Annotated in this window: 13 protein-coding genes and 1 tRNA gene; 3 read left to right on the forward strand and 11 right to left on the reverse strand. The window is 57.0% G+C overall.

The features are described from left to right. Positions 1-183 precede the first annotated feature (183 nt). Complete coding sequence (locus ATY76_RS31770; RefSeq protein ID WP_088678584.1) at positions 184-1608, forward strand: MFS transporter; 1425 nt, start codon at positions 184-186, stop codon at positions 1606-1608. A gap of 33 nt (positions 1609-1641) precedes the next feature. Here the strand turns inward: ATY76_RS31770 and ATY76_RS31775 are convergent, their stop codons facing one another. Both ATY76_RS31775 and ATY76_RS31780 read right to left on the reverse strand, forming a co-directional pair. Further along, positions 1642-2361: an RlmE family RNA methyltransferase gene (locus ATY76_RS31775; RefSeq protein ID WP_088678585.1), complete on the reverse strand. Its 720-nt coding sequence runs from the start codon at positions 2359-2361 to the stop codon at positions 1642-1644. An 8-nt stretch (positions 2362-2369) separates the two neighbouring features. Continuing rightward, positions 2370-3929: a Ppx/GppA phosphatase family protein gene (locus ATY76_RS31780; protein ID WP_088678586.1), complete on the reverse strand. Its 1560-nt coding sequence runs from the start codon at positions 3927-3929 to the stop codon at positions 2370-2372. A gap of 245 nt (positions 3930-4174) precedes the next feature. Here ATY76_RS31780 and ATY76_RS31785 point away from each other — a divergent pair. Beyond that, positions 4175-4248: transfer RNA gene (locus ATY76_RS31785), tRNA-Gln, on the forward strand. Positions 4249-4420: 172 nt separating this feature from the next. Here the strand turns inward: ATY76_RS31785 and ATY76_RS31790 are convergent. From ATY76_RS31790 to gmd, 9 genes are all read right to left on the reverse strand, one after another. After that, positions 4421-5185 carry a class I SAM-dependent methyltransferase gene (locus ATY76_RS31790; RefSeq protein WP_245310205.1) on the reverse strand — a complete coding sequence of 255 codons (765 nt, stop codon included), beginning with the start codon at positions 5183-5185 and terminating at the stop codon, positions 4421-4423. A gap of 215 nt (positions 5186-5400) precedes the next feature. Beyond that, positions 5401-6408, reverse strand: coding sequence for a fatty acid desaturase family protein (locus ATY76_RS31795; protein WP_088678588.1), 1008 nt, complete (start codon positions 6406-6408; stop codon positions 5401-5403). 199 nt (positions 6409-6607) lie between these two features. Then, the gene (locus ATY76_RS31800; protein WP_088678589.1) at positions 6608-7471 is read right to left on the reverse strand and encodes an FkbM family methyltransferase; all 864 of its coding nucleotides are present in this window, start codon (positions 7469-7471) and stop codon (positions 6608-6610) included. A gap of 16 nt (positions 7472-7487) precedes the next feature. Then, a complete protein-coding gene (locus tag ATY76_RS31805; RefSeq protein ID WP_088678590.1) occupies positions 7488-8237 on the reverse strand; it encodes an FkbM family methyltransferase in 750 nt (249 codons plus the stop codon). A 2-nt stretch (positions 8238-8239) separates the two neighbouring features. Next, complete coding sequence (locus ATY76_RS31810; RefSeq protein WP_088678591.1) at positions 8240-9022, reverse strand: methyltransferase domain-containing protein; 783 nt, start codon at positions 9020-9022, stop codon at positions 8240-8242. Positions 9023-9024: 2 nt separating this feature from the next. After that, a complete protein-coding gene (locus ATY76_RS31815) occupies positions 9025-10356 on the reverse strand; it encodes a glycosyltransferase family 2 protein (RefSeq protein ID WP_088678592.1) in 1332 nt (443 codons plus the stop codon). Positions 10357-10359: 3 nt separating this feature from the next. Then, the gene (locus ATY76_RS31820; protein ID WP_088678593.1) at positions 10360-11310 is read right to left on the reverse strand and encodes a lysylphosphatidylglycerol synthase transmembrane domain-containing protein; all 951 of its coding nucleotides are present in this window, start codon (positions 11308-11310) and stop codon (positions 10360-10362) included. A 489-nt stretch (positions 11311-11799) separates the two neighbouring features. Continuing rightward, positions 11800-12750, reverse strand: a complete 951-nt coding sequence (locus tag ATY76_RS31825; protein ID WP_088678594.1) for a GDP-L-fucose synthase — start codon at positions 12748-12750, stop codon at positions 11800-11802. Then, positions 12751-13812, reverse strand: a complete 1062-nt coding sequence (gmd, locus tag ATY76_RS31830) for a GDP-mannose 4,6-dehydratase (RefSeq protein ID WP_088678595.1) — start codon at positions 13810-13812, stop codon at positions 12751-12753. It lies immediately after the preceding gene. Between the two features lie 344 nt (positions 13813-14156). Here gmd and ATY76_RS34395 point away from each other — a divergent pair. Continuing rightward, the coding region (locus ATY76_RS34395; protein WP_141105068.1) for a hypothetical protein at positions 14157-14343 on the forward strand (187 nt) is incomplete at its 3' end.

Genomic DNA, 14343 nt, shown 5'->3' on the forward strand with positions numbered 1-14343 from the left:
GCCCTGCCCCGGCGAAGCAAACATATGTCAATCTTGACAGGCGAGAATGTCGAACAAGCCATCTCACGCAGACGTGAACCAAACGTGTCATCCAGGCGGATTGAAGGATTGGCAGGCTTTGGAAGTGGGACTACACAGCAAGCACCTTTCCTGATCCAATCCGCAGCCTATCAAGGCTCCCCTATGAACCGTATCGTCCCGCTGATTCTCGCCGTCGCCCTCTTCATGGAGCAGATGGACTCCACCGTGATTTCGACGGCCCTGCCGGCAATTGCTAGGGATCTCCATGTCGGGCCGATCACGCTGAAGCTCGCGCTGACCTCCTACATGGTGGCGCTCGCCGTGTTCATTCCGGTCAGCGGCTGGATGGCCGACAGGTTCGGCGCCAAGAAGATCTTCCGCCTTGCCATCTCAGTCTTCGTCGTCGGCTCGATCTTCTGCGCCGTCTCGTCCAACCTCATCGAATTCGTCTTTGCCCGCTTTCTGCAAGGCATGGGCGGGGCGATGATGACGCCGGTCGGTCGCCTCGTCCTCGTGCGGACCACGCAACGCAGCGACCTCGTCTCGGCCATGGCGCTGCTGACCATTCCGGCGCTCGTCGGCCCGCTCACCGGTCCGCCGCTCGGCGGCTTCATCACCACCTATTTCAGCTGGCACTGGATCTTTTTGATCAACGTTCCGGTCGGCATCATCGGCATCTGGCTTGCGACGATCTTGCTGCCGGAGGTGGAAGCGACGGCGCCGCCGAAGCTCGATCTCACCGGCTTCGTGCTCACCTCGCTTGCGGCAGCAGGCGTCGTCTTCGGCCTGTCGGTGGTCAGCCTGCCGGCCCTCCCCCCGATGATCGGCATCACCGCCACCTTGATCGGCCTTGCCAGCGGCTTCCTCTATGTCGGCCATGCCAAGCGCCACCCGGCGCCGATCCTCAACCTCAACCTGTTCAGGAACCCTACGTTCCGGGCCTCGACCACAGGCGGCAATCTCTTTCGAATCTGCGTCGGCGCCATGCCGTTCCTGACGCCGCTGATGCTGCAGCTCGGCTTCGGGCTGACGCCGTTCCAATCCGGCCTCATCACCTTTGCCGGGGCGATCGGTGCGATCACCACGAAGTTCATGGCCAAGCGCGTCTTTGCCGCCACCGGCTTCCGCACAACGCTTATCTGCGCCGCCATGGTGACAACCGGAGTAACCGTCATCACCGGCCTCTTCACACCGGCAACCCCGCATCTCGTCATCATCGGCGTGCTGCTTCTCGGCGGCTTCTCCCGCTCCTTCATGTTCACCGGCGTCAATGCGCTTGCTTTCGCCGAGATCGACGATGCCGAAGCCAGCCAGGCGACATCGATGAGTTCGGTGATGCAGCAGATCAGCCTGGCGCTCGGCGTCGCGGTCGCAGCCGCGATCCTGGAAACCTCGATCTATTTCCGCGGCGAGGCGCTACAGGTGGCCGATTTCCACCTCGCCTTCTACATCATCGCCGGGCTGACCGTCGTTGCGACTATTCCCTTTTTCAAGATGGACCGCAATGCCGGCGCGCTCGTTTCCGGCCACCGCTCGAGGCACCTGGCGGCATCGGCTGGTGAAGCAGAGCAGCCGGCGGTAAAATAGGCGGCCGCGAAGTCGGCAGGATCGGCGTGAAGATCAGGCTTCCTGCTCTTCGCCCTCCGCCTTGCGGCCTTTGAAGCCCTTGGCGAGCAGGAACATCTCGACCGATTCGGCGCGAGACGAGTTCGGCTTGACGTGGACGACCTGGCGGAAATTCTGCTTCAGCATGGCAAGCAGATCGCGCTCGGTGCCGCCCTGGAAGGTTTTAGTGAGGAAATGCCCGCCTTCCCCCAGCACGTCGATAGCGAAATGGGCCGCCACCTCGCAGAGGTGCATGGTGCGCAGATGGTCGGTGCGGTGGTGGCCGGTGGTGGGTGCCGCCATGTCCGATATGACGAGATCGGGCGTGCCGCCGACGGCCTCCATCAGCTTTTCCGGCGCCGTCGGGTCGAGGAAATCGAGCTGCAGGAACTTCACGCCCGGCAGCTGGGCCATTTCGAGGAAATCGATCGCGGCCACGCGGATATCCTCGTCGGTGGAGCCGGTGACCTTGGCGGCGATCTGCGACCAGCTGCCGGGGGCAGCTCCCAGATCGATGATGCGCTTGGCGCCGCGCAGGATATGGTATTTCTCGTCGATCTCCAGCAGCTTGAAGGCGGCGCGGGCGCGATAACCTTCAAGCTGGGCGCGCTGCACATAGGGATCGTTGATGTGGCGTTGCAGCCACTGGCGGGAGGACGCCTTCATCTTCTTGTTCTTGACGCGCTGGCCGAGCTTGCGGCCGGTGCGGTTTCCCGCGATCGGTGCCTTGGTCATGCCTTCCCCTATCTAGCCCGCTGGCCGCGGCGATTGCGATTGCGCCGCCAAACACCGTCATCAGCCATCATGTCGGTCAGCAGGCCTTCCCTCAAGCCGCGATCGGCAACGCGCATGCGCGGGCTCGGCCAGCGGCGGCGGATCGCCTCGAGGATGGCGCAGCCGGCAAGCACTAGATCGGCGCGATCAGGCCCGATACAGGGATTGGCGGCGCGGCTTTCGAAATCCCAGGAGAGCAGTTTTGCCTGCATGGCCGAGACCTCGCCATCGGAGAGCCAAATGCCGTCGACCTTGCGCCGGTCATAACGCGGCAGGTCGAGATGGACGCCGGCAAGGGTCGTGACCGTCCCAGACGTGCCAATCAGGTGGAAGTCGCCGGTCTGGGCGATCTCGATCTCCGGGCAGTCGAAACCACCGAGCATACCTTCGACCTCGCGCACCATGCCTTCGAAGAGTTCCGGCGTCACATCGCGTCCGCCGTGGCGCTCCGACAGCGTCACGACGCCGACCGGCAGCGAAGTCCAGTGGGTGATATGATTGGCCAGCCGGCTGAAGCGATTGTCGCCAATGCGGATGACGGCGATTTCCGACGAACCGCCGCCGATATCGAACAGCACGACGGAGCGTGTCTCCCGCCCGACGAGCGACGAGCAACCGGAGACGGCAAGCCGCGCCTCGGTTTCCCGATCGATGATTTCAAGCTCGAGGCCGGTTTCGGCAACGACGCGGCCGAGGAATTCCTCGCCATTGACCGCCTGGCGGCAGGCTTCGGTCGCGATCAGCCGCATACGGCGGATCTCCCTGTTCCGCAGCTTGGAGGCGCAGACCCTCAGCGCCTCGATCGCCCTTTCCATCGCCTCGTCGGACAGACGGCCGCTTGCCGCAAGGCCCTCGCCGAGACGGACGATGCGGGAAAAGGCATCGACGACGCGGAACTGGCCCGGACGGGTCGGCTGCGCGATGAGCAGACGGCAATTGTTCGTGCCAAGATCGAGCGCGGCGTAAAGTTCTTCCGGCCATGCATGCTCCACGGCCTGGCGATCGCCGTCGCGACCCGAACGAGCATCACCATCCGGACGGCCCTTCCGGATCGCGACCGCGCCATTCGGCGTTTCGCGCGGCTCGACACTGCGCGCCGTCTGCTGCACATGGCTTTCACGCTGCAGCGAAGGCTTTGCCGGCGCCAGCGGCCGGCCCTGCAGTCCGCGCTTACCGCGATGCTTGCGGCGGTTACGCCGGCTCGGCGCCGAATCGCCATCGGCCCGACCGGGGTGAGCTGACGCTGCCGCCTGTTCCATGGCCTGAGGGTGAGTTGAACCGTCCTGTGCGGCACCTTGGCCGCCACGGCGGCGACGCTTTCGCTTGCGGGCCGGATTCCCGGCTGCGTCTTCTATCGGGCGCGCAGACTGTCCGGCATTGCCGGAAAGCTCATGCGAAGCGGGATGAGCCGCGCTGCGGGATTGCCCGCCACGCTTGCCTTTGCGACGCCTGGACTTCTTGCCGTCCCTGCGCCCTGCCGCCGACGCCCCGTCAAATTGCGGCTTGGCGCCGCCTTCGGGGTCTTCCACGTTCGTTTTCCATCGCGCCGCGCAAGTCCCTGGGATATGCAGCTGGCGCTCATTCGATTTTTGCGTTGGCGCGAAGATATCAGCGCCCGCCGAAATCGCCAAATTCTTTTTTGGACAAGGGATTTGCGGATAAGTTGGCCATGCCCCAGGCAAGGCCGGATTTTTTTCGAAACAGGTATTTGCAATCTTCGGGCTTTTGTTTATAAGCGCCGCACACCAGCCGAACCGGCCGCCGGTTCGCCTGATGGGGAATAGTTCAATGGTAGAACAGCGGACTCTGACTCCGTCGATCTTGGTTCGAATCCAGGTTCCCCAGCCAAAATCTCATTCACATCGAGACGATCAAATACTGACTGGGTGGTTTTCCGGTGCTTGGAATAAACCAATCCTTTGAGTAGCTCGGAAAATGCTGGCTCCGTAATTGCGACTATCTAAGGCGATCGGCTCCCCAAGCCGCATGTGCGTGATCGCAAGGAAACCAACATTTCCTACTATACCTTCTTCGCAATTGCTTGTTGGTTTGAAGTGGTAACTCGGATGGCGATAGCGACGCTGTCCAGGAACGCGAAAGCTGCGATCAATGGGATGTTTTTGACGCCGAAAAGCTTTGCTACAGGACTCTTCCACCCGAATCTCGCCTGTGCAGCTCCCTGAAGGGAATATGCCCATATTAGAGGCGCCAAAAGGCTGCGTTGCGATTCGACATCCAAGCCTACCCTGCGCAACAATCTAGCCAATCGCTCAAAATTATAAAGGTTCAGATGGCGCGGGAAATAATATCCGCCCCACGCACCATCTGCGAAGATCTGTTTATCCCAGCCGTCAGAATTAGGCGTTTCGATCAATAACCGGCCATCTTTCGCCAAGGCGCGGACGAGACGCCGCAAGCTCTCTTCCGGTTCCCAAAGGTGCTCTATGAGCTGGAGCATGACGATGAGATCAAAGGGCTGCGCCGGCAATTCCGCCGCTTCAAGCGGCGCCTCGATTACACCTATGTCATGGCCTTCCAGAGCGGCACGCGTTTCAACCGGGAAATGCCAATCCAGACCGAAAAGTTCAAGATCGGGACGTGCTTGGCGAAGTGCAAGCAAAAGTTCGCCATTGCCGCATCCCACATCGAGCACCCTTGCCCGCAAAGGGAGATGCGCGACAACGCTCTTCAGGCGCTTCCGATTGACGATTGTCTTTATTCTACCAAGAAGGTTTGCCCGGCCCTGAAATCTGTTCGAGAAGGTGCCGTAATTGGCCGGGTACATCAAAGATAGCTCAGTGATGTCGGGTCTCGGATTGAGATAGAAATGACCGCATCCGTCGCATCGGACGTATGTGAAGGTATCTTCACTGCCGTGATATATATAGTCGCGCCCGGAAGCGGCAACGGTGGCGCTGTTGCTGCCGCAACAGCCGCACGTTGTGGGGGTCGATCTTATATGCGTTGTTACTTGAGAGTTCATATTGTCGCGTTCGATACCTAGAGAGCCAACGCATCTTGAACCGAATCCGAGAAATCGTCGTTCCTGCGATTTCTCGAGAGTCGAATGAATTTTGCAAAACCGCTGCGCTGCAGGCACCCCGGAAAATGCTCGTAGAATCCGCCTTCGAGGAGGTGTCTATGAAGTTTTGCGAGATTGTGCTGCGGAATGGCGGGAAAAAGATGGTGTTCGATGTGATAGTTGAAATTCGCTTGGTACATAAGCCATTTCTCAAACCAATTAGGGACTGTCGTCCGGGCCAGCGGCATCATGGCCCGTTCCTGTCCGTCCTGGTAAAGTGGATAGTCCTCGGGCTGATGCTCCGCAATGGTGCGCACGATATTGAGGGCGATTGCTACGGCAGCAATGGGATAGCCCCATAAAAAAATGTAGAGATACCAGCGGCCTGCGGCAATGCAGAGTGCAAGCAGCAAGCCGTTGAAGATGATCGTCACCATCGGTGCCAGCCAGGAAGGCGACAGCGAGTTCCCCGATGCTTTCTTTCGAGCCAGACCACCATATTTGTCAGCCGCCAGCCATACGCCCATGCCACCGCTCAGCGCCTTTACCATGACCCACGCGAGCGCCCGGAAGCCCTTGATCGGCTCCCGATAGGGGTAACCATCAGCATCCTTCTCCGTACCGAGGTGTGCATGGTGGCTCATGTGGCGTAGTCGATACGCGCCGACCGACATTCCAACAGGGGCGGCAAAGAACATATCGCACCAGATATCGTTTTTACGGCGGCTGGAAAAGAGATGGAAATGCGACGCCTCGTGAACCCAAAGCAACATGCCCTGCGTTGTTGCGGAGTTAATCAGGAACGGCAGCCACAGGAGCCACCAGGGGCCGAGGAGCGCGATCGCCCAAGAGGTCACAATCTGAAACCAGATCATCGTGGTCGCCACGACAATTGCGCGCGGTTGAGGCCGTTTCAACGATTCAAGGAAGCTCGGGTCGACAAGCCTTCTCGCTACCTTCATGCATTCATTGAACTGCGCATCCATGCAGTGACCAATCCTCAGGTTTCAAAATTTGAAAGCATCTGCAAGCGCCAGACCGAAAGGCGGGATCCAAACGCTCAAACCTTACAAAGGAAACCGTCGCGGTAGCGACGCTCCACGTCACGGCCCGGTATCGCCGCGTTTCCTCGCGAGAAAGAAAACAGAATTCCCCACCCATCCATCCTATAATCCTCGAAGTAAGTTATCCACCTTCCTTTGAGCTCTTGCTTCTAACCAGCACATTCATACCGCCACCTTCCGGTATCATCGCGCGGACTTTGCCGGCGTCTTCGGGCAGCCTCCTGCCGGATGCCATTTCACCAATCTCGTAGCCGCCCTCCCAGAGAAGCTCCAACAATCTGTCGAAGTCTCCGGGATTCTCAGCATAAACATAGGGGGCCAATTCAAGCATTATGCGCGGCTGGAACTTTTCAAGAGTCACCGTCGCCCCAAGCAGAACCGCAAGCTCATTTCCGTCGACGTCAAGTTTGATGAAATCGACTTTGCCGACCCCAAGATCCCGCAGTGTTTCGTCCAGGGTGCCGAGCCGCGCGCCCTGTGTCGACATGAGGCGGCCGTGGTGTTCGCTATGCAAATCTTCAGCAACTTCCAGCGGCCAGCTTGAATAGACCGCTTCGGGCATCGCTTCGGCCGCACTTGCCATAAGCATCATCTGGTATGCGTCGATACGCTGGGCGAGCGTCGGGTTGAGCGAAATATTGGCTTTCTGTTTCGCAAATGCATGAGCGGTCGGCTCGAAGGAGATTACCTTGCCGGCTCCGCCCACCAATTGTGCCAGGGGCAACGTATGAGAACCCACATTGGCGCCGATATCGAGGACGATGTCTCCATCCTTGATCAGCTCTTTATACCTGTGGAGCGTTCTGACCTCGAACCCGCCCAATAGGTAGATCGCGAAATCAACGCCGTCTCTGAGGTCGAGCGACCAATTTACTCCCCGGCGTTTCGCGATCACGGTGGCGGGTAGGCCAACGCAACCCCGGACGAACAAGACAGCTTTGGATAGAGTGCGAGCAATCAGGATTTTGTTGCTGGTGGATAACATTGTCCTCAGGTCGCCTCTAAATGGTTTTGTGATTGGCGGGCGCTCTTCTTGCAACGATCAGGTTGCAATATTGGCCCGCGTTATTTGGATCAAGGCTCTCGTCATTGAAAGCAGTGCCAGGTGGTTCCGCTATGTTGTGGAACTCGAAATTCAGCATCGTCAGGAATCTGGTGAGCTGGGACGGGTTCACCGAGGCTTTCGACAAGCCGTAAGGCCAGAACTCCATGAATACCCGAATGTCGTGATTCTCCCGCAGGACCCGCTCGGCACCCTGCAGAACGCTCAACTCGTATCCCTGAACATCGATTTTGATAAAATCGACCCGCTGCCCCGGCGAAAAGTAATCGTCGAGCTTCACCAATGGGACGTCGATGCTCACTCGCCCGTCGCCGCTATCGAATGTTCGGTGATCGACATTCAGCTCGGCCGAAACATACAGCCTTGTGGTGCCGCTGGCCGCTCCGACCGCGGCGTGCCGCAGCGATACATTCGACAAGCCGCTTACCGTCGCTTCAAGTTTTTCGAAGTTCGCCGGCGCCGGCTCGAAGGCATGCACATGGCCGGTCGCTCCCGTCAGAGCGGAGAACATACGGGTATATATTCCGATATTTGCACCGATATCTGCGACGATCATGCCCGGCGAAATCATCTCGCGCATCAGTGCGCGCTCACGTCGTTCTGAAACTGCCTTCCATACGGAATAGAGAGGGTAATAAAGGGGATAACAGTGTCGATAGAGCCAATCGGCGAGACGCAGCAAAACCATCCCTACACCTCTTCTTTTGATGTGAGGCGGGCCGTGAAGAATGAGGCGAACACCTTGGGCAGCGCGGCGCCTATTGCTCTGTCGAGCTTGAAGTAAGGCTTATAAGCCCAACCAGGCACAGGATACTTTCTCGATATCCCGCCTGTCACCATATAGGAGAGCGAGGTGAAATAGCTGATCCTCGTCTTCTCGAGGCTATAGCAATCTGCAAGCTCAGCGAGCCAGTCCGGCCGCTGAAAGAAGATCATATGTGGCATAGCCTGATTTGAGGTCGAAAGAGGACCCTGAACGGTATCAAGAACCGGGCGGCGGATACTGAAATCCACCGGCTCATGATGGAGAAGTTTGTACATCGGGTAGGATAGCCAAGACAAATAGGGTTCCGTCACATACACCCTGCCGCCCTTTGTGAGCTTTCGCGTTGCTCCGCGGAGGAAAGCAAGGGGATCCTTCAGGTGATGCAGAACATTGGTCATGGTAATCACATCGACGCTGTGGTCCGCGATGTCAGGCAAGCTCGCGATCTCGTGGCAATCGAAGACAAAGTCCAAATAGTCTAACTTCAGCACATCGGAGGTGATGACATTCGGCAGGAAGCCCTTGAGAGGCGACGTTCCGCTCCCGATTTCCAGAACTGTATTCGTGGCAATATCCGGTTCCTGCCGAAACATCTCCTGGTAGAGCTCACCATACCAGTGCATCAGGTTCGGATTTGCGCTTAGCCGCGTGCGATTTGCCAGCGTCTGAGCAAGATCGGCTTCATAGAGAGCGCTTTCGGATTCCATCGTCAGAGAAACTTTATTCGTCTTGCCGCAAAAACCAGCATGGCCAACAGGATGGCACCGTGGCGCCAACGCGAGATGTTCGTTTCACCGTAGAGTCTTTCACGATAGCTGATCGGAACCTCGACGATCTTAAGGCCCATCCGCGCGGCGCCGAAGATCAGGTCGAAATCGCCAAAGGGATCGAAATCACCGAAGTAGGATCTGTTTGCCTGAAGCTTCAGATAGTTGGAGCGGCTGATCACCTTGGTTCCGCATAGGGTGTCCTTGTATCTCTGGCCAAGAACGAAGGAGAAAGCCAATGCGAAAAACTTGTTGCCCAGGAGGTTGAAGAAACGCATAGCCTCCTTTTCCATGGGATAGACCAAGCGCGTGCCGTTGATGAACTCGCCTTTCCCGTCCTTGATGGCATTGTAGAATTTCGGCAAATCCTCGGGCGGGACCGTCATGTCGGCGTCAAGAATCATCAAGACGTCCTTTGAGGCCAGCGAAAAACCCTTCCTGACGGCATCGCCTTTACCCTTTCCATCCTGCTGGGCAATCAGGATGGTGCGTTCGCCGCCATAACGCTGTTGCGCTTCCTGGATCGCCTTCCACGTCGCGTCGGTTGAATTGCCTTCGACAAAAATAAGTTCATCATCCGGCCCCATAACCGGCAACCGCTTCACAATATCCTCGATATTTCCTGCCTCGTTCCTCGCAGGAACTACAATTGACACCGACGGCACGGTCTTCGACGCGGCATCACCGTTCGGCCTCGCAATCGCGATGTTGATAAGGCAGAGAGTTCGAAGAAGCGGAAGAGGAGCGAGGTAGCGGTTAACAAAGGCACTGATAAGTGGGATGTAAAGCGGGATCAGGATCTTCTGGTCCAGTCGTATCAATTCAAAGTCTTCGAGCGTCAGGAGGTTCTCGACGTCTTCATGGGCGAGCCAATTCGATTCAGGAACCCGCCGGCGCAGACCGAGCTTAGATGCGAGAGTGGCAAGCGGCCGCCACATACTGCTGTAGTAGGTAAGAACAAGGCGTGTCTCAGGCGAACACAATGCACGTGCCTGAGCGAACATGCTCTGTATGTCTCGTTCGTAATGGATGAGGCCGCTGATGACAAGGTAATCAGGTTTGGTGTCAGCGACGGCTTCGATCTTGACGATCTTGTGCTCGTCAAACTCATTCACAGGTTCTGCAGGGTGCGTTCTCGAGCGAAACGCTATCTTGCCCTGAGGAAATTTACCAATCAGCAGAGGCGTCGTCGGATCGATCTCGACCACGGAATTCTGGCCCAGGATAAAGAGGCCAATGTACTTCCTCAATTGAGAATAGAAATAGTCCCGCATAAGTTACCTCGGCGCCAAGCGGTTCAAGCGCCAATGTCCCAGAATGAGGGCTGCAGGCACAACGTACACCATAAAAAAGAGAAAATGAACGGCCGTCGCCAGGAGCAACCCCTCCGAGGGAGAACGCCCTAGTAATAAGAATGCCGAAACGACGGATGCATGAAAGGTACCGACTCCGGATGGTGCAGCTGGGATCATCAGGCCCAACCCGCCGGCAAACAACACGAACAACGATTCTTGATAACTCAGCGGGACACCGACAAATCGGGCAACGAAGATATATGCAAGCGCGTATGCCGAAAGCCACAAAATCAGCGTCAGAGTAGCAGGAACGATGGTCACGGAAAGAGATAAGCTTCGTGCGGAATTCCGGATGAAATAAACAATGTGACGGTCAAAGAAATCCTGCAGTCGCACGAGACCGAAGACGGGTCGCAATATCGGGACAAGCCGATCACTGAAAAACCTTACCAGAACTGCCGATAGAAATATCCCGACTATTGCACCAAACATGATGACCAGAAGAACATTTCGGTATTCGGAATTCAGTGTATGACTCAGCAAGACCAAGGAAAATATACCGACAGAAATGATCGTCACCAGGTCAACCATTTTTTCGATCAGAAGCTTGCCAAGAGCGTCGGCGTAGGGGACAGTCGCGACGACGCGGCTGTAATGCACGCGTAAAAGATCTCCGCCTCTCGCAGGAAGGAACATGTTGGTGCCCAGACCGAGGAGGGAGGCCATGAGGGACGTTCCGTAACCGATCTTGCCGTCCAGCAACAGGCGCCATCGCACCGCATAACCCACAGCAATGCCGAAGGTAACAAGCATAAACCACAGGAGCGATGTCACGGATATTCCGCTACGAAATATGCGGATAGCTTCCTCCCAATCCACTGCCTTTAGCAGGAATATCAGGAAGAGAAGGCTTATTGCCGAGGCTATAAGCATTTGCAGGCGTCGATGATTAAATAGGCCGCGTATCACGTTTGCTGAAGTTCTCTCTGGAAGCGGCGGCGCCGTTGGACCGCAAAGGTCTTCGCTCTGCTTGGATCGCTGCCCCTAACATATTACAACAATCAGGAGCAACCCCTTGACCTCTCGCTTTGACAGGAGTTGCAGTCGCGACAGCGCTTGACCTTAGCCCGTGGCCCGCTGCCTTTTGATTCGGAGCCAATTGTGCCAGCCGGCTTTAATTATGGAATAAGCTCAGAGCGGCCGCAGCGTCACATTTACCAGTTCAGCCGTTTTAGCCTACCTTGAAGGTGATCATTCATCTGGTTTTCCAGCGCACGTTCGATTTCAAGCTTTGCAAATGAATCTGCAGTAATCAGTCACCAGGAATGACCATGTTCAGCATCGTGGTGACTAATGCTTGCCCTGGCAGAAACCATGTTCCGCGCTAAAGCATTATTTTCCGACCTCGCGCTAGAATTCTTATCAATTTGCCGTAGCGGACCCACCTTCGAATCCCGAAAACCATTTGTATACGGCACGAATACCGTCCTCGAGGGAGATGCGCGGCTTCCAGCCCATGCTCCGCAGCTTGTCACTGCCCATCAGCTTGCGCGGTGTGCCATCGGGCTTCGAGAGGTCGTGAGCAATCCTCCCTTCGTATCCGACAATGCGGCACACCAGCCGTGTCAGCTCGATGATCTCGATATCCTCTCCCGAACCGACATTGACGTGCTGCGCATCCGAATAATTCTTCAACAGGAAAACGAGCGCGTCGGCGCAATCATCGACGTGCAGAAACTCGCGTCGCGGTGTACCCGTTCCCCAGACGGTAATTTCCGAAGCCCCGCTCAGCTTGGCAAGATGGGCTTTGCGAATGAGCGCCGGCAGAACATGGCTGGACTGCAGATCGAAATTGTCGCCCGGCCCATATAGATTAGTTGGCATAGCCGAAATATAATCTCGCCCGTGCTGCTTGCGGTAGGCTTCCGCCAACTTAATTCCGGCAATCTTGGCGATGGCATACCATTCGTTGGTCGGCTCGAGCGGACCTGTCAGAAGGGCATCTTCCGATATCGGTTGCGGCGCCAATTTCGGATAGATGCAACTTGACCCCAGGAATAGAAGTTTGCCGACGTCGTTGCGATGAGCGGCGTCGAAGATATTGGCCTCAATAATCAGGTTATCGTAGAGGAAATCGGCCGGGAAGTTATCGTTCGCCAGAATACCGCCAACCCTTGCAGCAGCGAGGATGATCGCATCCGGTCTGTTCGCCTCAACGAATCTCTCAACCTCGTCCTGCCGCTTGAGGTCAAGCTCCTGCCGCGTTGCGGTGATGACGGTGCAATTTTCCGAGTGAAGTCTGCGCACAAGTGCGCTGCCCACCATGCCCCGATGGCCGGCCACCCAGATTTTCTTGTTGGACAAGTCGGACACTCAGCGCTCTTTCCTGAAGTTTTGAGCCTTCCAGTGCTTGATATCTTCACGCACCATTTCGGCAGCGAGGTCACGAACCGGCGTCTTGTGGTGCCAGCCGAGTTTCTGACGCGCCTTGGTCGGGTCGCCAAGCAAAAGGTCGACTTCGGTCGGGCGAAAATACCGGGGGTCGATTTCGACGAGGCATCGGCCGGAGGCGGCGTCATAGCCCTTCTCGTCAACGCCGGATCCCTTCCATTCCAGGGTGATGCCGATATCGGCAAAGGCCCATTCGACAAACTGGCGCACGCTGGTCGTCTCGCCCGTCGCCAAGACGTAGTCCTCCGGCTTGTCCTGCTGCAGCATCAGCCACATGCCTTCGACATATTCGCGCGCGTGGCCCCAGTCGCGCTTGGCGTCGAGATTGCCGAGGAAGAGCTTATCCTGAAGACCGACATGGATGGCCGCCACCGCCATCGTGATCTTGCGGGTAACGAAGGTTTCGCCGCGAAGCGGGCTTTCATGGTTGAACAGAATGCCGTTCGACGCATGCATACCGTAAGCCTCGCGATAATTCACGACGATCCAATAGGCATAGAGCTTGGCAGCAGCATAGGGGGAGCGCGGATAAAACGGCGTCTTCTCGCTCTGCGGCACTTGCTGAACAAGGCCGTAAAGCTCCGATGTCGACGCCTGGTAGAATCGGGTCTTTTGCTGAAGACCGAGGATGCGGATCGCCTCGAGAAGCCTCAGCGTGCCAATGCCATCGGCGTCCGCCGTATATTCAGGCGTTTCAAAGCTGACGCCAACATGGCTTTGTGCGGCGAGGTTGTAGATTTCGTCAGGCTGAGTCTGCTGCACGATCCGCAGGAGATTGGTCGAGTCGATCATATCGCCATAGTGGAGGATGAAGCGCGGATGGGCTTCATGCGGATCCTGATAAATGTGCTCGATACGGCCGGTGTTGAAAGATGAGGATCGCCGCTTGATGCCATGCACCGTGTAGCCCTTGCTCAAAAGCAATTCGGCCAAATAGGCACCATCCTGACCAGTCACCCCAGTAATAAGCGCGGTTTTCGTCATTTTTCACGTCGTCTTTCGATGCAATCTTCGGGATGTGTTTATGGAAATGACCGAACGAGTGCAACCCCCATGTAACCGCGGCCAGGCCGGAGAAATCAGCATCGTCGATCTCCTCGGTTGACGTGAGACTGCGACAATGAGACTAAACTCTTTCCCTCGCGCTCCGCCAGCCTGAATCCAGCGTCAGCGGCAGGTATTTGTCAGAAGGCAATAGGCACTAAGCTACCTACTTCTGATAGACAAGTCGGTGCGGAAGACCTTGATTTCCGATTATTTCAGTTGCGCTCGTTGCAGAAAGCGACAAGAAGGTGGTTGTCTGTTGATCTGCGAGACGCTGGTAAGCAATGCCTGAAAATTCTCCCTCTGAGACATCGCGCTCCGGATGGTTGTTGGTGCCGATGCAAGCGCTCGTCGCCCCTCTTCTGGCAATGCCGCGCGCTGCCAAACGCGCACTGGCATTGCTGGTGGATTCCGCCTTTTGCGTGCTGACGATTTGGCTCGCCTATTGCTTCCGTCTCAACGAATGGACGG

It is taken from the genome of Rhizobium sp. R339, assembly GCF_002211395.1.
Taxonomy (GTDB): domain Bacteria; phylum Pseudomonadota; class Alphaproteobacteria; order Rhizobiales; family Rhizobiaceae; genus Rhizobium.

Excerpts from the sequence above, each read along its gene's own strand:
- ATY76_RS31770 (WP_088678584.1), top strand. The coding sequence starts at position 184 with ATGAACCGTATCGTCCCGCTGATTCTCGCCGTCGCCCTCTTCATGGAG.
- ATY76_RS31775 (WP_088678585.1), bottom strand. The coding sequence starts at position 2,361 with ATGACCAAGGCACCGATCGCGGGAAACCGCACCGGCCGCAAGCTCGGC.
- ATY76_RS31790 (WP_245310205.1), bottom strand. The coding sequence starts at position 5,185 with ATGTACCCGGCCAATTACGGCACCTTCTCGAACAGATTTCAGGGCCGG.
- ATY76_RS31795 (WP_088678588.1), bottom strand. The coding sequence starts at position 6,408 with ATGGATGCGCAGTTCAATGAATGCATGAAGGTAGCGAGAAGGCTTGTC.
- ATY76_RS31800 (WP_088678589.1), bottom strand. The coding sequence starts at position 7,471 with ATGTTATCCACCAGCAACAAAATCCTGATTGCTCGCACTCTATCCAAA.
- ATY76_RS31805 (WP_088678590.1), bottom strand. The coding sequence starts at position 8,237 with ATGGTTTTGCTGCGTCTCGCCGATTGGCTCTATCGACACTGTTATCCC.
- ATY76_RS31810 (WP_088678591.1), bottom strand. The coding sequence starts at position 9,022 with ATGGAATCCGAAAGCGCTCTCTATGAAGCCGATCTTGCTCAGACGCTG.
- ATY76_RS31815 (WP_088678592.1), bottom strand. The coding sequence starts at position 10,356 with ATGCGGGACTATTTCTATTCTCAATTGAGGAAGTACATTGGCCTCTTT.
- ATY76_RS31820 (WP_088678593.1), bottom strand. The coding sequence starts at position 11,310 with ATGCTTATAGCCTCGGCAATAAGCCTTCTCTTCCTGATATTCCTGCTA.
- gmd (WP_088678595.1), bottom strand. The coding sequence starts at position 13,812 with ATGACGAAAACCGCGCTTATTACTGGGGTGACTGGTCAGGATGGTGCC.